Below are 18,786 nucleotides of genomic sequence, written 5' to 3'. Positions count from 1 at the left end.
GAAACAAATTACTGAAGACAAAAGCGCCTCTCCAGCACGAATGCCGCTACACTTCGGCATCTCCGGAGTTCGGGAAGATCGACCTGTATCCCTCGCCTTGAGCGGAATCGAACCCTCGGCCCTAGCCAGCCTTAAGCTCGTGCGGCCGATGCGGTCGCTACAATGGCCAATCCAGGCGTAGATTTCTTCACCAAATGGTGCTATTTGTAGCACCAAAATCAGGAACCCGAACGATGCGATCGACTATCAACCTCGACGACGCTCTCATGGAAAGGGCTAAGTCCCTAACCGGCACGAAAGAAACCGCCGCTCTGGTCCGCCAGGCATTGGAGACGCTTGTCCGTGTGGAGTCAGGAAAACGCCTCATCGCGCTCGGGGGAACTATGCCGGATGCGGAGGCAGCTCCACGCCGCCGGAGCGCAGCTGCCAAGTGATTCTTGCCGACACTTCAATCTGGATTGATCATTTCCGGCATACCGATGCCGAGCTGCGTAGGATTATTGAGGACGATCGTCTCCTCTGCCATCCGGCCGTGATCGGAGAGCTTGCACTCGGCAGTCTTCGGGAACGCAGTAGCGTGATAGCATTCCTGATGGCTCAGCGCGAAGCACTCGTCGCAACGCACCACGAGGTCATGATGATGGTTGATCGCCACGCCATTTTCAGCATGGGGATCGGCTACACGGATGCCCATTTGCTGGCCTCGGTTCTCCTCGATCGGCGAGTGGCTTTGTGGACGAGAGACAAGCGTTTGCGGGCAGCGGCGGAAAAGGCGGGGGCGTCGCTGCACACCCCCGCCCATACACGGAGCTGAACACTGAATAAGAGGCCATGGCCGTTGCTCTTGATGGTGGTGTCAGGACCGTTTTCGCACCCGAAGCGGTCGTTGATCAACTCTCTCTCTTTTTAGTATGGGAGCTGGGCCTCTATTGCGGACTTGTCGATTACCGACCATACCGAGCGGATCTTCGATCCTACGAACTCGTAGAAAACGTTCTCCGTGAAGGACACTCGACGTCCATTGACGCTTAGACCCATGAACTCGCCTTTCGGGGAGCAATCGAATGAAAGCCGGGCAGCAAGGCGCGGAGGTTCGCAGACAAGCAGTTGAATGTTGAACTGCAAATTCGGAATGTCTACGAAATCCTGCACCAGCATTTCCCGGTAGCCCGATAGCCTTAGAAGGCGATCGTTATGCCGCACATCGTTGTCAACGAATTGACCAAGCTCGTCCCAGGCTTGTCGATTAAGGCAATCCAGGTAGGCACGATAAGTGTCAGCGAGGTCTCCGATCATAATTTCCTCCAATAGGCGCACGCAACGCGGCTTCAAACGTCGAGAGATAGCGTACTGCCGCATCCTCCAATCCGGCAATTGGCAGGGCGACCGCAAGGTCTTTCCCATAGGAGTTGATCCACCAGTGTCTCCGGTTTTGCGGCGCAAAGTCGCCGGCTGCCGCATTAGCTCTATTCTTCGGGCTCTCCGCCCCGCGGACGATCGGCTACAGGCAGATGCGCCCGCCGCTTCGGTGAGTTATCCCTCGCCTTGAACGGGTTCGATCCGGCCATCCAGCAATCGAGCTGCCCGGCCAGGGACCGCCTGTATTCGGATAAGTGAAAGGTCAGCCTTGCCAGGGATCGACGATAACAACGCCGGTGCCTTCGAAGTCTCCGGTGTTTCGTGTCACAACGGTCATGTCGTGAACCAGAGCCGTCGCCGCAATCAGCGCGTCTGCCTCATTGCGCCGGTCGGGGATGTGCAGGTGGGCACAACGTGTCGCAACCGCGTCGTCAATTGGCAGAATACGGCCCGCGAACTCCGGACGCACGTGACTGTCGAGGCAGGAACGCAGCCGAGCGCCTTGTGCGGCGTCTCGGCGGTGTACCCCAAGTACACCCCGCTCCAGTTCGAGAATTGTGATCGCCGAAAGGAAAAAGCGCGATGCATCTTCCGCTCCGATCCATGCGACGACATTGGCATCGGCTTTGCCGTCACCCCGAACGGGACCAGCGCGTGCACCAGGGTTTCAATGGCGATGTCCGGCACCGCAGCTTTCCATCCGATACATGATGCGATGCCGGGAACACGCTCAACGATCACGTTCCAAATCGGCCATCAGCCTTCTTCTGTCCCGCCTGTTTCTGATTTGCTCCGTTTGTAGCTCTCGTCCACGGATCACCGGTCCGCCGGCATTTTCGAGCACAACGAAAACTCTGCGCGCGCCGATGGGAAGGTCTTCCGAGCCGTAATGGCCCACGATTTCGACCATGATGGAGCGAACTTCGCTGTGCCATTCGCCGGCAGGCGGGCTTTCCGATTCGGCATGCAGCGCGTGGCGCATCAGGGTCCTGAAGGAACCCAGATCCCTGATCTCGCCGCTCCCTAAAGGGCCTTGCCGCGTGCGCTGCCGAGCTTCGGCCGGAGCCTCTCCTTCCGGATGCAGCATGTCCGTTACAGGGCAGATGAGCGACCCCGCAGTGGTCTCCAATTTAACAAGCACGCTCACCACGTGGACTGGTCCCGAGCTCATATTGCTGAGGAAGCAGTGAGCGTCCAATCCGGCTCCCGCGCCGCGCGTAATCAACAAGGTGGCGCGGAGCTGCCTTCGATAGTTGCTGACGAACACCTGCAGGTAAACCACCCAGACGGCTAGGGTCCCCAGCCCGGTAAGCGCGGTGATAAGTTCGCGATGATCTTCAATCCACTGCATCCCGTTTCTCCGGCGGAAGTGCGATCCTTTGGTGTCGCCAATACCTTGGACGCCAATGCCATTTGGCGGTGAGCGATCCAATCGCATGGAAGCCCCAGCGGCGGGCGAGGGCTCGCTCCTGTAACCGCTGAACATCCGTTGTGTTGCATTACGGGGAATGGCTGCCCGGCCGTCTCCACCCGCACCCAACGACCGGGGAAGAAGCGGGCCTCAGAGCTGGCTGAAGCACACCTTCAATTCGGAAGAAGGTTTTCCTGACTGGCGAGACCGCATACGCCGTTTCCCGGCGCGCAATCAGCGTCGTGGAAGACTCTTGCTGCGGGTAAGGGCGAGCAAGTCTGTGACCAGACAGAACCAGCGTCGACATCAGTCGGCAGTAGGACCAACGTCGAACGGTTCGGAAACCACACGGACGCGGCCGTCCACCGTCTCGACGGCAAAGGCGATCTTCTCTCCCTTTTGTGCCTGTTCAGGAACGGGGACTGTTGCCTCCAACAATCCCGCTTCGTTAGTGCGCGCACGGGAGATGGTTCGGAAATCCGCCTCCTCGCCGATGCGCACGCCGATCGTCACCTCGACCCCGCCCGGCAGGCCGTTTGCATTGAGGTCCACGTTATCGCCGGGACCGACATCTTTCGGAACGACCATCAGCTCGGCTCCCCGACTTTGGCTGGTTGAGACGCCCGGGAGACCGAGCCGCTCGCCCATTTCCAGAATGTCCCGGTTGAGGTCCGGCTGGTCGGAAAGGTAATCTGAAACCGACCTTCCCGCAGCTTCCGCAGCCTCATTCACGCGTTCACCTGCTTCGGTGACCGCCTGTCTTGCGCGGCTCAGCCAGTCACCCTCTGCGGATTCCGGCATCTTCAACTGGAGCCCTGCACGGATATCACCGGCGTCGAGAGAGGGGTTGGCGGAAAGCACAGCACCTGCAGTCGTTTCGCATCGCGCCGCGAGCTGCTCCAGCGTCTCTCCCTCGTCCACCACCTCGGTTTTTCCGCACACCTGTGCAGCGACTGTCGGCGAAACGGCAAAAAGCGTCACAGCGAGCGCGCATAGTTTGACTTTCAATTGCGGCATCCGTCGCCTCCTCTGACTGATTTTGCGTCGACCTAACAGAGCTTGGCCGTTCTGGTTCCTGGCACACGCCGTTGTGATTGCCTGAATCAGGCGCCCACGGCGAGGACTACCGTTTGCGCTACCGGCGTTGGCCGGAACCAATCCGGCAAAACCCGGTTTGATCTTCCCGGCTCGTTCAATCGGCGCCTACACCTGCAACGGAGGTTTGGTTCCAAGCGACCCGTGGGAAGGAGATGATGGAACTGGGGCTCGATCTTGAACGGCTGCTTGTTGACGTGGTGACCGTCGCAATCGCCTTCGCTCTGGCATTTCCGATCGGGTGGGAACGCGGTCGGGGCCGCTACAGCGTCGGCTTCAGAACGCTCCCCATCGTGTCGGTAGCTGCCTGCGGGTTCGCGCTCCTGGTGGACACGAATTCTCCAGGGGCCGCGGAAGCTCAGGCACGCGTCTTACAAGGCGTAATCACCGGTATAGGGTTCATAGGTGGCGGTGCCATCGTCAAGCAACGGGGCAATGTGAAGGGGCTGGTTACCGCGGCGAGCATCTGGAACGCCGGTGCCATTGGTGCCGCGGTAGGATTGGGACGCCTCAACATAGCTATCGTGCTCAGCCTCATCAATCTCATCAGCCTTTTGGCCTTGGCATATCTCGGCATTCGTAGCGACGAAGATGAGAGCAGCGGATGAGTGAGTCGATGCTGTTTCACGGGTGGGAGAGCCTTCTGCGGATCATCATCGTAGGCAGCGCAGCCTATGCGTTTCTGGTCGTCGTCTTGCGTGTCTCCGGAAAGCGAACGCTCAGCAAAATGAATGCATTCGATCTCGTCATCACCGTTGCCCTGGGATCGACGCTCGCGACTGTACTGATGGACCGGAGCGTCCCTCTCGCCGATGGGGCGATCGGGCTCGCGCTGCTTGTCGGCTTGCAATTCTCAATCACATGGTTGTCGGTTCGTTCGAAGTGGGTCCGGGAGATGGTGAAGAGCGAGCCAACATTGCTGGTTCGAAACGGTGTCTGCCTGGACGACGCGATGCAGAGCCAACGCATCACGCGTGAGGAGATAGATGCCGCCGTTCGGCAATATGGGCTCGTCACGGTTGAAGAGGCCGCATGCGTCATGCTTGAGACTGACGGTTCCTTGAGTGTGGTTCAGAACGGCATCTCTGGCACCGGCGCTACCGATCAAAGGAGAGCATAATGGCACCCCAGCCGGAGCTGCATCGCGGCAGGCAGTTTGCCGTGCAAACCTTTGCCGGCCCAGGTGTTCCCCTCGCCCTGCAGGCCGACGAAGAAGCTGCAGAGCTCTCCCCGCCCGAGCAGGTGGAGGTTGCCGTGCGAATTATAAACAGGGAGCGCCGACGGGAGGGTCTCGTTCCCGTGAAGGCAAGCGGCGCGCTCAACAGAGTCGCTCAGCGTCTCCTGCCGAAGGGTGAGTCCGGGGAAAGAATCATGAAGCAGCCGGACAGCCTTTACGACCTTTTACCAGCCGACTCTGAAACCCGGTGGAAGAAAATTGAAGTCGTAGCGGGCGGATGCGGAGGTTGTGGCGCGAAACCTACCGCTGCCGACATTCGCTACTTCGTTGATCAGTGGCTCCAGGACCCGCAGAACGGGGGGACACGTCTTAGCTCTGAAGCGACACAAATCGGCTTCGCGATGTTCGCCAATGGCGAGGGGCGGAAAATTGGGATCGCCGTCACCGGAGACACCTCTGAATAGATCGTTTGCCAAGCCCTACCCCAATTTCCCAGACCGGATCTCACAGCGGCTTGTGGCCGCCCCTATATTCCGCTGCTGTACCGAATTCGACAGCCAGCTCGTGCAGCCGAGCCCTATCTGCCTCCAAGGGGAGAGAGGAGGCCGCGCGATCAAAGGCGATGCGCGACTGACGCAGAGCGGCAGCGTTGGAGTCAGCATCACCCATGCGGGCGAGAGCCAGGAGTGCCTTTTGGATCCGCAGTTGCACCTCGATCAGGCCTGCGCCGTCGCGCGCCACGGCCATGAATGCGTCCTCGAACAGGTCCGCGGTGGCGAGCGGTGGCACATGGACATTTGGATGCTTCGGCTCATCCCGATACGATCCATTGGCCCGCCCGTGCGCCCAGATGCTTAATAGCCGGGTCGAGCGGCCAATGACATCGATCGCAGTACCTGGATCATTGACCGCTGGAGAGAGGGCTCGACAGGCGATCTCACTCATTACGGCGAGGCCGAAACGCGGGTCCTGATCAAATGACCTTTCGTCGTCGATCGAGAACGCCGCACGCACCGCCTTGCGGAGCGCCCCCAGGTCAGTATCACCATCACTTGCTCCAATGCAGGCGATCGGCGTGTCGGCGTAGACGAACGTTCCGGGGATAACGTTGAGGTATATCTGGGTATCGTGCTTGTCGCAGAGTCGGGACAGGGCCGGCATATCGACGTTCTGAACATAACCGATTGCGTCGCCCGTTACCGCGGCTGCCGTTTCCGGGATGCTGCTCGCCCGGTCCGACAAGGCCCTGCCGCCGAGATAGGGCTCCGCAAGCCGTACCTCGATGGCCTTCCTGGCCGCCTCCTCCACTCGTACGGTCGTTTCGCCGACTCGGCCGAGGCGGGTCAGGTGGTCGATCCAACGCAGCAACGACACGACCACGAGCGTGATGACCACGACTGTGAAGACGAACAGAACGACACGCCCGCGCTCGCCATAGGCGCCCGTTTTGAGCACGACCAAGCCGACGATGCTAAACAGAAAGGAACCGATAAAGGTCGAGAGAACCGTCTGCGTCAGGCGGTCTTCGATAAGCAGCTTGGTGGCACGCGGGGTGACGTTGCTGGTAGCCGATCCATAGGCTGAAACCATGATGTTGAGCGAGAAGGTGGTCACAGCCAGCATGCTGGAAGCGATGATGGTAAGAATGCTGTCGACGGCATCGGCGCCAATCCTCCCTGGCATCATCCAGGGAATGTAGCGATCGACGACCGCCGCGAAGATCGCGGCGAGCACCCCCAGGGCGCCGATCAGTGTAGCGTGCACCCAGAGCCGGCGCGTCAGCTGCGCCATCAACCATCGCCAACGCGGCATGCTCTCACCTCCGCCTGAATCACTGTGGAACAGAGCCATCCGCCTAGAGCCAAGGCTTCAGCAGCCTGTAGAACGTTAAGGCAACGCGGATAGTTGCCAGCATCCGCCGTCTAACCGTCCCTGGCTGCCTGCCGTCGATGCGATCCGTCCGCTCGTTCAGGAGTTGGGAGATCGCGGTCACCAACAGCATAACACGTCCCAAGCCATCCTCCACAGCGGACGCTGCGCTTCGGCCATGGCGAACGGACCAAAACACTTCGCGTCAGACGCCTGAGTGGCCATGTGGCCAGCCAGGCATCATTACCTGGGCGATCCTTGGAACCAATGCATGCGGCAACAGTTGGCCTTGAGAACGGTACCGATTCGAGGGTGCCCTTACGGAAGTGCGGCGGTTCCGGCGGGGCTGATGGAAGGGACCAATCCGATGAAACAGAGCAGACTACTTTTTGCGCCCCCGTTGCTCGCATTCGCAGCCCTGATAGCAACGCCTGTGTTGTCGCAGGCATTTGCGCAAAACACCGAGAACCCCTGCCGCATTCCGCCCGACGGCGACCAGAAGTCACTCAGCCAAACGCTCTATGACTGCAATGGCGTGATTAAGCCGCCAAAGGTGGGCGACAGCGAATTGGTCGAGCCGGCGCCAGATGTGGGCAAATCTCGTTTGATTCGTCCGGGAGACCTGCCCGCACAACAAAGTGGCGCGGACGCGCCGCCGCAGACCGGAACGGCGAACCCCGCCGCAGGAAGGGTCGTTCTTTCCAATTGGAGCTATCAACCGCTTTACACCTCCGGGTGGAGCGTCGACCAGGTCTTCGACGACGCCGTCGTGCTAGGCCGCGAGGGTGAAGAGATCGGCGACGTCGAGAATATCGTCTTCGACCGCGACGGCGAAGTTCTCTCGCTTATTGCCGAGGTGGGCGGCCTTTGGGAGGTGGGCGACACACATGTCAGCATTCCCTGGAACGATCTGAAGTTCTCAAAGGACGGATCTCGCATAACGGTGCCGATAACGGAGGACACTGTCGACGACTATTCGGCGGCAGCCGCGCAACCACCCGGCGCGCTTCACAAGAAGGAGGCGGGCCAAGTTGCGACCGTGGAGGAGGACCTGGCGACCGGGCCGCAGCTGATCAAGGCCACGGACATCATCGGAGACACCGCCTTCCTGAACAATGCTGAACGTTATGGCTATATCAGCGACATTCTCGTCAAGGATGGCCGGCTCGCGGCCGTGGTCGCGGACACAAGAATATACGGTCGCGGCTATCGCGCATTCCCCTACGCGGGGCCTGCGGCGTGGGCCAGCGGTAGCGGACGCTACGAACTCGGTTACGGCGTCGCTGAGGTCAGGAAGCTGGAGAACTTCGACTATAGCCGGATGCTGTACAAGGGGCCGACAGAACACACCGCAAAGTCCAGTACCGACAATGCGCCGGACAGCTCGACCGCCCAGTGATGAATGCGCCTCCGACGGTTCGGCGCTCCAGCGTGGTCCTTGTCACTGATCGGACTACGACACAGCGGGTCGCCTCCGTAAGGGGGCCCGCTCTGAGAACCTTGTGGTATCCGACCTCGAATTCATCTCCGAGTCGGTGATCCGGATCGGGGTAGTTTGGGCAGTTCGCCACGTGACCAGCGGACTGGACCGGGGTCACCCGGTCCGAGCCAATGCGCGGAGACGCGAGAGAGATTCAATCAGCAACGGCTCGTTATCGAGCATCGCACCCAGATGTCTTTTGGCCAGGAAGTTCAGAACCCGTTCGCCATAATCGGTGAGGCCGACAAGGACGCGGCGTTTGTCGTCGGCAGATGGGATCCGCAGTGCCAGTCCAGCCGCCACCAGCCGGTCGACGAGCTGAACCGCGCCGTGATGTTGTATCAGCATCTCTTCTGCGAGCTGTCGGAGCATGATTCGGCTTTGGGGAGCAACTTTGAGTACCAGCAGTGCTTGATATTGTTGCGAAGTCACGCCCGCCTCGGAAAGGACCGCCTCGCTGAAGGAGAGGAAGCGACGCATGGCCAGCCTGACTCCGGCCAGCCCCTCGAACACCCCCTGATCAAGCGCCTCCTCATCGGCAATCTCAGGGACTTGTGTGCGGGACCTAGAACCTGCGCCGGAGGGCATTCGTAACATCCTTTGTTTGAATCACGTTATGATATATACTGGTTGCACCTCAGGAGGGAGGAGGCGCGAGCGCGCCCACTTATCTGAACGGCGAATACCGCAAAGTGCCGCGCTCGCGAACTATATCGCCTAATGCTGTCATTGCGAGGGCATGTCTTTGGCAAGCTGAGGTATAAATCAAATGACGAAGGGGCAGCCTGAAATCATTTCAGGCTGCCCCTTCCCTCGCCCCAGCCGCCACAGCCAATATTCGTCCAAAGACGCCGTTCAGCTGCTCGTCTCGACTTCCGAGAGCGATGGAAGTTCCTCCAAGCTTACAAGCGCATCGGCACAGGTATCGGCCGCATCCGGAACGGGCTTCGACAGACCAGCAACGACCGCCCAGCCCCCCTCCTCGATGAAATTGTCTTGTTCCCAACTGGACTTCGACTTGAGTTCCACAAGGTTTTGTGCCGCGTCGGGGGCGGACACGAAATTGTGCACGCAAACGTTTGAAATGAGCTCTGCACGAGCCTGCCGGACCGCGAGATCGGCCATGGTTCCGGCACGCCCTGCTGTCGTCCAACCGCCCCATGTGAAACCGACGACCATAGTCAGTATCGATGAGCCGACAACCGACCAGAACCATACACTCTTGGAAGGTCGGTACGCCGCCCAACCGCTGTCATTCGTTTCAGCCATGTTTCTCCTCCTCCGTTTTATATCATAGCATGATACAATTTTTGTTCAAGCAAACTCTTGAAGTGGGCCCGAGTTCAAAGGCGGCGAGCGGGCCGGCGCCATTCTGTCTCGCCGTATGGCCTTGCGGATGTAGAATGATGATTTCCTTGCAGCGGAGAAGTCACCATGTCTTTCAACTCGCAACGGCTCCAATTTTCCGGCCATTCCGGCGCGACGCTCGCCGCGCGCCTTGATCTACCGAACGGGCCATTGCGCGCCTACGCGCTTTTTGCCCATTGCTTCACCTGTTCCAAGGATCTCGCGGGAGCGCGCCGCGTTGCAGCAGAGCTGGCGCGCGAAGGTATCGCTGTTCTGCGTTTCGATTTCACGGGTTTGGGGTCGAGCGAAGGTGAGTTCGGCTCGACCAATTTCTCCTCCAATGTTGCCGACCTGCTCTCAGCCGCCGACTATCTGCGCCAACACTATCAAGCGCCGTCGCTTCTGATCGGCCACTCGCTCGGCGGCGCCGCCGTCCTGGCCGTCGCCGGGGACATTCCTGAGGTCCGCGCCGTTGCTACGATCGGTGCGCCGGCCGATGTCGGCCACGTCTTGAAGAACTTCGGAGCGAGTCTCGAGGAGATCGAGAAGACCGGGTCGGCCGAAGTTGATCTTGCCGGGCGCAGGTTCCTCATCAGAAAGCAATTTGTCGAAGACGCGCGTGCACAGCGCATAAATGACTCTGTTGCGAGCCTGAGAAAACCGCTTCTCATTCTTCACGCGCCGTTGGACCAGACGGTCGGAATCGAGAACGCTACTGAGATCTTCAGCGCGGCGAGGCATCCGAGAAGTTTTGTTTCGCTCGACAGTGCCGATCACCTGCTCACCGACCCTGAGGATGCGGCCTTTGCCGGACGGATCATTTCGTCATGGCTGACGCGCTATCTTGCCGCCGATACGCCGCAGGGCACCGGACCGATTGAACATGTGCGTGTGATGGAAACGGGCGAAGGCAAGTTTCAGAACGCGATTCAGGCTGGCGGTCATCGGCTGTTCGCCGATGAACCCGAGAGCGTGGGTGGGCTCGATTCCGGACCATCGCCCTATGACTTCCTGTCCATTGCACTTGGCGCCTGCACCTCGATGACGCTGCGCCTCTATGCCGACCATAAGCAGCTGTCGCTCGGACGCATCGGCGTCGACGTCTCGCACGCGAAGATCCATGCAAAGGATTGCGAGGAGTGCACCGAACCGGAACGCAGCGGCAGCGGCAGGATCGATCGTTTCGAACGCGTCATTTCCATTGATGGCGGGGTCTCGGAGGAGCTTCGCGGCAAGATCGCCGAAATTGCCGACAAGTGCCCGGTCCACCGCACGCTCGAGGCAGTGGCGAAGATCAGGACGACCGTGAAACCAGGATCACATTAGCTCCATTCGCCCGAATCGGCCTTCCGTTTTCAGGGAACGCTGAGCAGTTGATGTTGAATAGTCGACTAACCGGGTCTGACACCAGAACGCCCACCGCGCCGGGTGCGAATGATCTCTCGTGGAGGCAACTTGAATCCGCGTTCGCGAGAGGCGAGCAATCGTGCTGAGGTTTGCAAGAAGCCCATAGGACAGAAGCATGACAATCGACGCTTGACGAGCTGAACGGTGCCATGTGCGCCGAAAGGCACCACATTCTTTGCGTATATCATGCTATGATATATATTGCATGGCACTCAGCCGGGAATGCGCGCGACGTAGTTCCAAAGGGCAAACGGCGGGCTCGCGAAGTGTATTGCTGCTGAATAGTGTCACCTCGGACGACCTCGCCAGCAATGCGGCCGACGACCCGGTCGGCTCAACTTCCACACGAAGCGGTCCCGGCTGCGCCAGGGAGGTTCAGATGCAAGTAACGGACGCTTGGGAAGAATGGTGGCGAGGGCTGGGACATGTTGCCCGGTGCAACCGTGACATGGCACGAACACGCGAAGCATTTGAAGCTGGGTATGCGGCCGGCCGTCTCACCCGTCAACGAGCCGCTGATGACGCAGCCGAAACTGCGCGAGGTGCCGCTCCGGGGGCGCACGGACACGAGACCTGGAGAGCCACGCGAGCAGCGCGGGAGAGTACTTAGCAGCGCACTTTCGGAGTAGTCCCGATTCAGGCGGATAGATCATGTCTGTTGGCGCTTGCCGCCAAGGCGCTCCGCGATCAACACCGCTCGAATCATAATCCGGCAGCGAAGCGGCAATGGACAGCACTCCCCGAGGAACGCGGACGGGGCGCGCTGAGCATTTGCGAATTCATACCCAGTACGGTGGAATGCCATAATAGTCGTAGACTTTACGGCCGCTTTCGGGCCCCCAGTCATATTCCCGGTCTGCGGGATAGCGCGGGGCTCCTTCGACCTGTTCCTTTGTGATGTTCACCTGGAACCCGCCGAGATCCGTATTGTAGTCGAGCATTTCCCAGGGAAGCGGATAGTGTTCATGTCCAACCCCGAGAAAGCCACCGAAGCTCATCACGGCATAGGCGACGCGTCCACCGCGCTTTTCCAGGATGATTCTCTCTATTGAGCCTACCTGATTGCCGTTCATGTCGTAGACAGTGGTGCCCACGACCATGTCGCTGGCGATGAGGTCATGCGATTGATGCAAATTTGGGTCGGCCATCGTTATTCCTCCTGTGGTGGCCCAACGCTCCTGGATATGAGTTGTTCCTCGGATCGCTTCGCAAGGGCCAGAGCTTGACTATTTCTGCCGTGGGGCCGGGAGCTCGCCTCCGGCCGAAACGAGCTTGCCGGCGCGTTTGAGCATCACCGCCTCGACTAATGTTCGCGCCGCATTGCGGACCTCTTCCTGCACGGCCTCATCCGCATCAAGCTCCTGGTGACTGAGCGCGTATGGCTTCCAGTAGCCGATATAGCGATCCATCTCCGCCAAGGGCCCCGCCGGCTCGAGATGCATGTAGCACAGCCAGTCGGACAGGCTGCGTCGAACGTTCTCGGCCCCCTCCACGTCCCCGTGAACGATGACGGAGAAGAGCCGCCCGGCGAGATGCCGAGGATAGTTCCAGCCTTGGAGTTCAAGCGCCTTTGCGAGCTTCGCGTCCTTGCCCTGTGTCAGGGTGGGGTCCGGATTGCCGCCATCCGCGCAAACCAGCCGATCCATCATCAGCTTTACCGGCGACGAGACCTGATACCAGTTCACAGGCGTGACGATCATGATGCCGTGCGCCTCTACCCACATCGGATAGATGTCGTTCATCCAGTCGTCGACCTGGCCAAGCGAGTAGTTGGGATAGCAGGAGCACGGCCAGTGGCAGAGGGCCGGCGAGGTGGAAAAGCAGGCTTTGCACGGGTGGATCGTTCGCCCATATTCCGAAGTAAGGCGGTGCAGCTCGAGTATGCTGGTCTTGACCCCCGCCGTTTGATCAATCGTTTCCTGCGCGATCCGCGTCAGCCGATAGGATTTCGACATTTCGCCGGGACAAGTGTGTTCGCTGCGCGATGACCCGCTGATCAACAGGATGCGCGCGGGACCCCGACGGTCCGAGTGACGCTCTTGCGCAGCATGAATTGCGTCGCGCGCTGCGAGCCAATCGACGGACAGGTCGTAATCGGGGTCCTCGAATGCAGTGCCGGCCTTGCGCGTGTTGGGTGCTTTTCGCTCGTTGGAATAGGCATCCCAAGCCGCCGCAGCGATCTTATCCAGTTCCGATCGAAGACCGCTGAATACCGGGTCTTGGAAACGGCTGAGGAAGCGGCGGCGAAATTCGTTCTCGGCCAGCCTGGGGCTTGGCGTTCCCGTTCGCGGCTCAAGCACTGGCGGGAGAGATTGCGTCCCGGGGATCTTTGCCATCATCCCATCCAACGTAGCTGGCAAGCTCCTTTGTAATCGACCACGACGCCGATTGTTCCGATTGGCCGACTTTGGTCCCCCTCAGCGCACGCCCTCCGACGCGTGCGAGGAGACGCGCGCGACCCCGATAGCAGCGCTGGCGGATCAGGCAATCGGCAACAGGAGACGTTTCCCAGCCACAGAACAATGCAGTTTGAGGGTATCCACCCGCGGGCGCTTCGGCTAGCTTTCGCAAAAGGTTAGGAGGACACATGGGCCTGTCAGACGTTTTTGGTCGATTGGTCGCACTGATCGGTGCCGCAGCAATCCTTGTTCGCCGCCAGAACGGCGCTTCTCTGGAACCCGCCTATGGTAGCGTCCCAAAGATCCCGGGAGCCAAACCGCAAGGCATTCCCACCCTGAAAATGCCTACGGCCAGGGGATGGACGGATGGGCAAGTGCCGACTGCAGCGGCTGGGCTCAAGGTGAACGCATTCGCGGCCGGGCTCAAACATCCCCGCTGGATTGAGGTGTTGCCGAATGGCGACGTGCTGGTCGCCGAGGCGCTCAGCGAGCCCGGGGGCATCAAATCTGCCTTCGACTACGCCATGTTCACCACAATGAAACGCGCCGCTGCAGTGGGCGCAAGTCCGAACCGCATCTCGCTTTTGCGCGATGCGGACGGCGACGGCGTGGCCGAAAAACGCACCGTATTTCTCGACGGGCTCAATCAGCCGTTCGGCATGTCGTTGCTGGGCGATACCTTATATGTCGGCAACACGGACGGGGTGGTCGCGTTCCCCTATGAAAGGGGCGACACCAGCATCCGCGCGACAGGGCGAAAGCTGGCAGACTTCGAGGGCGGCGGGCACTGGACACGCAGCCTGCTTGCCAGTCGCGATGGACGAAAGCTCTTCATCGGCGTCGGGTCGCTCAGCAATATAGGCGAGCGCGGCATGGCGGCCGAGGAAGGACGGGCGGCTATTCACGAGCTTGACCTCGAGAGTGGTGAACGCCGCATATTTGCCTCCGGTTTGCGGAACCCGGTAGGCATGGCATGGGAGCCAACGACAGGTGCACTCTGGACGGTCGTCAATGAACGCGACGGGCTGGGCGACGAGACGCCTCCCGACTATCTGACATCCGTTCGCGACGGTGGTTTTTATGGATGGCCCTATTGCTACTGGGGGCAGATCGTGGACCACCGGGTGCCGCAGGATCCGGCCTTGGTCGCAACCGCTTTGACGCCGGACTATGCCCTGGGCGGACACACTGCATCGCTCGGTCTTTGCTGGCTTCCCGCAGGCACTCTGCCCGGCTTTCCGGATGGGATGGTTATCGGTCAGCATGGTTCCTGGAACCGCAGCTCGCTGAGCGGCTACAAGGTTGTCTTCATACCGTTCGCAAACGGACGCCCCGCCGGCCCCCCGCGCGACATTCTGACCGGCTTCCTTTCGCCCGACGAGCGGGCGTCCTATGGACGGCCGGTCGGAGTCAGCCTCGGCCCGGACGGCTCCTTGCTGGTGGCGGACGATGTCGGCGACGTGATCTGGCGGGTGACGGGCGAGGCGGCGTGAGCGACCAACGGGTGCGCATTTATGTCGGGGATCGATCATGTTGGCGAGGCTGGGTAAGTGACCGCTGGCCGAGTCGATACTCCGTATCGCCGAATTGCGCCATTACCCAGTCGCGCAGCACGCGCGTCGCGGGCCGGTCGGCCATGCGCGGGCTGTAGACGAGATCGCAGCGGTCGCCTTCGAGCGACAGTTCGAATGGCTGGACGAGGATGCCGGAGGCGAGCTCTTCCGCGACCAGGGTGAGGCTCAGTAACCCGATCCCCTGCCCGGCCACCACGGCCTGGACCGCGTGGATTTCGTCGGTGAATGAAATTCCCGCGCTCGCGTCGATGTCGGCGACGCCGGCCCGTGCCAGCCATTGCCGCCACACGGGCGCGCGCGGATCGTCGCGCCGTGCCGGACCCCAATCGAAATGGATGAGCGTCGCATGCCGGAGATCGGCAGCGCTGGTTCGAACCAGGCGCGGCGCGCAGACCGGCGCGAAGCGATCCGCAAACAGCGGCTCCGTGACAAGCCCCGGATAGTTGCCGCCGCCGAAACGGATGGCGGCATCGGCATCCGCCTCCAGATCGACGGCCAGGTTGGAGGCGTCGAGCCGCAACGTCCAATCCGGATACGCCTCGCGAAACGAGCCTGCGAGCGGCGCCAGCCGCTTCGCGACGAAGGCGACGGTGGACGTGAGCCGCGCCACCTGTCCCGCCTGCTGGCGGCGCACGTCTGCGATCGCCTGTTCGAAGCGGTCCAGGCCGTCGCGCAGCACCGGATACAGCGTCTTTCCCGCGGCGGTCAGATGCACCTGTCGCGTTGCGCGCTCGAAGAGCTTGACGTTCAGCGTCTCCTCCAACTGGCGGATCTGGTGGCTGACGGCGGTCGCCGAAACGTTGAGTTCCTCGGATGCGTCCTTAAAGCTCAGCCGGCGGGCAGCAGCCTCGAAGACCCGCAATGCGCCAAGCGACGGCAGCTTTCTCATCACTTCCCCACGCATGATTTCAACTCATCTATCGACTGAGAAATGCTCCTTTGTCAATGCGCGAATGTACCAACATATTGCCCTCGACGAGCAAGGCGACAGTGCCTAGCTGAGCAAAACTCAAGCATGAAAGGACACCACATGTTTCTCGAACAGGTCGTCACGAAGCCGGATCCCTATGCTCCGTTCCTGCTTTCGCAGGCAATCAAGGCCAATGGCTTCGTCTTCGTTTCGGGTCAGGCGGCGATCGGCGACGATGGCGAGATCGTCGGCGAGGGCGACTTCGACCGCCAGGCCGAGCAGGCTTTCGGCAATCTCGATCGCGCCCTGAAGGCCTCCGGTTCCGGGCTCGACAAGGTCGTCAAGGTTACGATTTTCCTGCGCTCCATGGAAAATTTCGCAAAGATCGTAGAACTGCGCCGCAGGTGGTTTTCCGCGCCCTATCCCGCCGACAGCATCATCGAGGTGTCCTCGCTCTATTCGCCAAAGGCGCTGATCGAGATCGAGGCCATCGCGCTCGACGGGAGCCGCTGACATGAACGCGCCGGCGATCATCCCCTCACCGGTCTTCACCGGTACCAGCTTCAAAGGTCTCGATTTCGCCAACCGCCTGTCGGTCGCTCCGATGACACGCATCAGCGCCTCGTCCGCCGGTGTGCCGGGCGAACGCATGGTGCACTACTATCAGCGCTTCGCACGCGGCGGCTTCAGCCTGGTGACGACAGAAGGCATCTACACAGACAAGGTCTATGCGCAGACCTATTCGGGCCAGCCCGGCCTGACCGACCGGGAACAGGCGGACGCCTGGCGCCGCGTCGTCGATGCGGTCCATGCGGCCGGCGGCAGGATCTTCGCGCAACTCATGCATGGCGGCGCGCTGTCTCAAGCAAATCCTCACCGTTCCGGTACAGTCGGTCCCTCGGCCATCCGCCCGAAAGGCAGCCAGATGACCGGCTACCGCGGCGACGGCCCCTATGCCATGCCGCGCGAGATCAGCGAAGCAGAGATCGCCGCCGCGATAGAGGGCTTCGCCGGTGCCGCGCGCCTGGCGATCGAGGTGGCCGGTTTCGACGGCATCGAGATCCACGGCGCCAACGGCTATCTCCTGGATCAGTTCTTCACCGACTACACCAACCATCGCAAGGATCGTTGGGGCGGCGACATCGTCGCTCGCCTGGGCCTGTCCCTGGAAGTGCTGAAGGCCGTGCGCGCGACCATCGGCCAATCCGTGCCACTCGGCCTGCGCCTCTCCCAGGGGAAGGTCAACGACTTCCGGCATAAGTGGACGGAGCGGGAAAAGGGGGCGGCGAGAGTGTTCGAGGCACTGGCTGCGAGCCCGGCCGATTTCGCTCACGTGACGGAGTTCGAAGCCTGGCAACCGGCCTTCGAAGGCGGCGACATCTCTCTCGTGTCGCTTGCCCGCCGTCACGCTCCGCGTCTGTTTCTCATCGCCAATGGCAGCCTGCACGATCTTGCGCGCGCTGAGCAGGTGGTGGAAGCCGGAGCGGACATGATCGCGCTCGGACGCGGCGCGCTCGTCAATCCCGATTGGCCGCATCGCATGGCCGAAGGCAGCGCATTGCGGCCGTTCGAACTTTCGATGCTCGCGCCGACCAGCGAAATCAAGGACAGCGAACTCGCCCTTGACATGAGGGCGCGGCGACCAGCCTGAAGCCAGGTATGCCGGGGCGGGCATGCCCCGGCAGCTAACCTGCCGCCTATGGCATGCCGGCAGGGTTGGACAATTGTTGCTTCAGCCACGACTTGAACGCGGTCATGCCCCTGGTGAACTGGCGTGACTTCAGCCATGTCAGCCAATAGTCACCCGCTGCCACCGTGATGTCGAAAGGCTGCACCAGCCGTCCGCTCTCGATATAATGCTCGAACATGGTGATCGGCAGGAGGGCTGCGCCTGAGCCCCGGGCGGCCGCCTCTGCCAGCGCCAGAGAGGTATCGAAAACCATGCCGCGCAGGATGGGAGGCTGGGCGCCCGCTGCCCGGAACCATTGGGCCCACTCATCGGATCGGTACGAACGCAACAGCTCGATTCCGGCGAGGTCGACCGGTTCCTTGAGCCGAGCAGCAATCCGAGGCGAGCAGACCGGCGATAGCGGTGCGACCGACAGATGCATTGCGTCCGTGCCATGCCATGACCCGTCCCCGAACCGGATTGCGAAGTCGAGGCCGTCGCCGGCCAGATCGACGCGGTTGTTATTGCTCAGGATGCGCAGGTCCAGGTTCGGATGTGCATCATGAAAATCCCGCAACCGTTGCATCAGCCACCCGATCGCAAAGGTGCCGACGACGCCGACGGTCACGACTTCCTGGAAATTTCCTTCCTCGAAACGGCTTAGGGTCGCACACATGCGCTTGAACACGTCGCTCATCACCGGCGCAAGCGCCGACCCCTCATCGGTAAGGGCGAGGCCCCTCGGCAGCCGCCGGAACAACTTGACGCCAAGCAGATCCTCGAGCGACTTCACTTGATGGCTGATCGCGGTCTGCGAAACCCGTAGCTCCAGTCCGGCACGGGTAAAGCTGCAGTGGCGCGCCGATGCCTCGAAGGCACGCAATGCATTGAGGGGCAGTTTTGGGAGTTCCATGGAATCAGCTTCGTTTAGACCAAGTTTGATTCATGCCTACCCGCAAGATTGCTCGTTTGTCGAGTGCTATCGCTTCTGCCATTCTCCCCGCAGTTCAAGGCAATATTAGATCACGACGATTTTTGGGCGAGCAGGCCAAAGATCACGAACGTGATCGATTCCAACAGGTTAGAGCG

General features: G+C 60.9%; 20 protein-coding genes and 1 pseudogene. 10 read left to right on the top strand and 11 right to left on the bottom strand.

Annotated elements, in window-relative coordinates:
* The first annotated feature begins 233 nt into the window (after positions 1–233).
* Both AC6CIG_RS19810 and AC6CIG_RS19805 read left to right on the top strand, forming a co-directional pair.
* Positions 234–434 (top strand): type II toxin-antitoxin system VapB family antitoxin, encoded by a 201-nt coding sequence (locus AC6CIG_RS19810; protein ID WP_018096606.1) that lies wholly within the window; start codon positions 234–236, stop codon positions 432–434.
* Positions 431–814: a type II toxin-antitoxin system VapC family toxin gene (locus tag AC6CIG_RS19805; RefSeq protein WP_498323612.1), complete on the top strand. Its 384-nt coding sequence runs from the start codon at positions 431–433 to the stop codon at positions 812–814. The genes AC6CIG_RS19810 and AC6CIG_RS19805 overlap by 4 nt, the downstream gene beginning before the upstream one ends.
* A 92-nt stretch (positions 815–906) precedes the next feature.
* Here the strand turns inward: AC6CIG_RS19805 and AC6CIG_RS19800 are convergent, their stop codons facing one another.
* The 4 genes and pseudogenes from AC6CIG_RS19800 to AC6CIG_RS19785 form a co-directional block, all read right to left on the bottom strand.
* On the bottom strand, positions 907–1,296 hold the full coding sequence (locus AC6CIG_RS19800) for an ester cyclase (RefSeq protein WP_498323611.1): 390 nt from the start codon (positions 1,294–1,296) through the stop codon (positions 907–909).
* 325 nt (positions 1,297–1,621) lie between these two features.
* Positions 1,622–1,996, bottom strand: a pseudogene (locus tag AC6CIG_RS19795) (type II toxin-antitoxin system VapC family toxin); the annotation flags it as partial.
* A gap of 93 nt (positions 1,997–2,089) precedes the next feature.
* Positions 2,090–2,710, bottom strand: coding sequence for a hypothetical protein (locus AC6CIG_RS19790; RefSeq protein WP_498323610.1), 621 nt, complete (start codon positions 2,708–2,710; stop codon positions 2,090–2,092).
* A gap of 366 nt (positions 2,711–3,076) precedes the next feature.
* A complete protein-coding gene (locus tag AC6CIG_RS19785; RefSeq protein WP_411934084.1) occupies positions 3,077–3,787 on the bottom strand; it encodes a LysM peptidoglycan-binding domain-containing protein in 711 nt (236 codons plus the stop codon).
* Positions 3,788–4,023: 236 nt separating this feature from the next.
* Here AC6CIG_RS19785 and AC6CIG_RS19780 point away from each other — a divergent pair, with 236 nt between their 5' ends.
* The 3 genes from AC6CIG_RS19780 to AC6CIG_RS19770 are packed head-to-tail and all read left to right on the top strand — an operon-like array spanning position 4,024 to position 5,506.
* On the top strand, positions 4,024–4,473 hold the full coding sequence (locus AC6CIG_RS19780) for an MgtC/SapB family protein (RefSeq protein ID WP_018096601.1): 450 nt from the start codon (positions 4,024–4,026) through the stop codon (positions 4,471–4,473).
* Positions 4,470–4,985, top strand: a complete 516-nt coding sequence (locus AC6CIG_RS19775; protein ID WP_498323608.1) for a DUF421 domain-containing protein — start codon at positions 4,470–4,472, stop codon at positions 4,983–4,985. Before AC6CIG_RS19780 ends, AC6CIG_RS19775 begins: the two co-directional genes overlap by 4 nt.
* On the top strand, positions 4,985–5,506 hold the full coding sequence (locus tag AC6CIG_RS19770; RefSeq protein ID WP_498323607.1) for a hypothetical protein: 522 nt from the start codon (positions 4,985–4,987) through the stop codon (positions 5,504–5,506). Before AC6CIG_RS19775 ends, AC6CIG_RS19770 begins: the two co-directional genes overlap by 1 nt.
* Before the next feature lie 40 nt (positions 5,507–5,546).
* On the opposite strand, the gene AC6CIG_RS19765 is transcribed toward AC6CIG_RS19770, so the two are convergent.
* Complete coding sequence (locus tag AC6CIG_RS19765; protein ID WP_498323606.1) at positions 5,547–6,833, bottom strand: DUF2254 domain-containing protein; 1,287 nt, start codon at positions 6,831–6,833, stop codon at positions 5,547–5,549.
* 427 nt (positions 6,834–7,260) lie between these two features.
* Between AC6CIG_RS19765 and AC6CIG_RS19760 the strand changes: the two genes are divergently transcribed.
* On the top strand, positions 7,261–8,310 hold the full coding sequence (locus AC6CIG_RS19760; RefSeq protein ID WP_498323604.1) for a PRC-barrel domain-containing protein: 1,050 nt from the start codon (positions 7,261–7,263) through the stop codon (positions 8,308–8,310).
* 195 nt (positions 8,311–8,505) lie between these two features.
* On the opposite strand, the gene AC6CIG_RS19755 is transcribed toward AC6CIG_RS19760, so the two are convergent.
* On the bottom strand, positions 8,506–8,979 hold the full coding sequence (locus AC6CIG_RS19755; RefSeq protein WP_498323603.1) for a MarR family winged helix-turn-helix transcriptional regulator: 474 nt from the start codon (positions 8,977–8,979) through the stop codon (positions 8,506–8,508).
* A gap of 267 nt (positions 8,980–9,246) precedes the next feature.
* Positions 9,247–9,660 (bottom strand): hypothetical protein, encoded by a 414-nt coding sequence (locus tag AC6CIG_RS19750; protein WP_498323601.1) that lies wholly within the window; start codon positions 9,658–9,660, stop codon positions 9,247–9,249.
* A 165-nt stretch (positions 9,661–9,825) separates the two neighbouring features.
* Between AC6CIG_RS19750 and AC6CIG_RS19745 the strand changes: the two genes are divergently transcribed.
* The gene (locus AC6CIG_RS19745) at positions 9,826–11,064 is read left to right on the top strand and encodes a bifunctional alpha/beta hydrolase/OsmC family protein (protein WP_498323600.1); all 1,239 of its coding nucleotides are present in this window, start codon (positions 9,826–9,828) and stop codon (positions 11,062–11,064) included.
* An 860-nt stretch (positions 11,065–11,924) separates the two neighbouring features.
* On the opposite strand, the gene AC6CIG_RS19740 is transcribed toward AC6CIG_RS19745, so the two are convergent.
* The gene (locus AC6CIG_RS19740; RefSeq protein ID WP_018096592.1) at positions 11,925–12,293 is read right to left on the bottom strand and encodes a PRC-barrel domain-containing protein; all 369 of its coding nucleotides are present in this window, start codon (positions 12,291–12,293) and stop codon (positions 11,925–11,927) included.
* A 78-nt stretch (positions 12,294–12,371) separates the two neighbouring features.
* On the bottom strand, positions 12,372–13,484 hold the full coding sequence (locus AC6CIG_RS19735) for a flavodoxin family protein (protein ID WP_498323598.1): 1,113 nt from the start codon (positions 13,482–13,484) through the stop codon (positions 12,372–12,374).
* A 248-nt stretch (positions 13,485–13,732) separates the two neighbouring features.
* On the opposite strand from AC6CIG_RS19735, the gene AC6CIG_RS19730 reads away from it, so the two are divergent.
* Positions 13,733–15,037, top strand: coding sequence for a PQQ-dependent sugar dehydrogenase (locus AC6CIG_RS19730; protein ID WP_498323597.1), 1,305 nt, complete (start codon positions 13,733–13,735; stop codon positions 15,035–15,037).
* A 19-nt stretch (positions 15,038–15,056) separates the two neighbouring features.
* Here the strand turns inward: AC6CIG_RS19730 and AC6CIG_RS19725 are convergent, their stop codons facing one another.
* Positions 15,057–16,022, bottom strand: coding sequence for a LysR substrate-binding domain-containing protein (locus tag AC6CIG_RS19725; protein ID WP_498323596.1), 966 nt, complete (start codon positions 16,020–16,022; stop codon positions 15,057–15,059).
* Between the two features lie 126 nt (positions 16,023–16,148).
* Here AC6CIG_RS19725 and AC6CIG_RS19720 point away from each other — a divergent pair, with 126 nt between their 5' ends.
* Together AC6CIG_RS19720 and AC6CIG_RS19715 are read left to right on the top strand one after the other, a co-directional pair.
* Positions 16,149–16,541 (top strand): RidA family protein, encoded by a 393-nt coding sequence (locus tag AC6CIG_RS19720; RefSeq protein ID WP_018096585.1) that lies wholly within the window; start codon positions 16,149–16,151, stop codon positions 16,539–16,541.
* Between the two features lies 1 nt (position 16,542).
* On the top strand, positions 16,543–17,679 hold the full coding sequence (locus AC6CIG_RS19715; protein ID WP_498323594.1) for an NADH:flavin oxidoreductase: 1,137 nt from the start codon (positions 16,543–16,545) through the stop codon (positions 17,677–17,679).
* 46 nt (positions 17,680–17,725) lie between these two features.
* Here the strand turns inward: AC6CIG_RS19715 and AC6CIG_RS19710 are convergent, their stop codons facing one another.
* Complete coding sequence (locus AC6CIG_RS19710) at positions 17,726–18,610, bottom strand: LysR family transcriptional regulator (protein ID WP_498323593.1); 885 nt, start codon at positions 18,608–18,610, stop codon at positions 17,726–17,728.
* Positions 18,611–18,786 lie beyond the last annotated feature (176 nt).

It is taken from the genome of Sinorhizobium sp. GQ132 (assembly GCF_059758575.1).
This window is presented reverse-complemented; position numbering and strand designations above follow the sequence as displayed.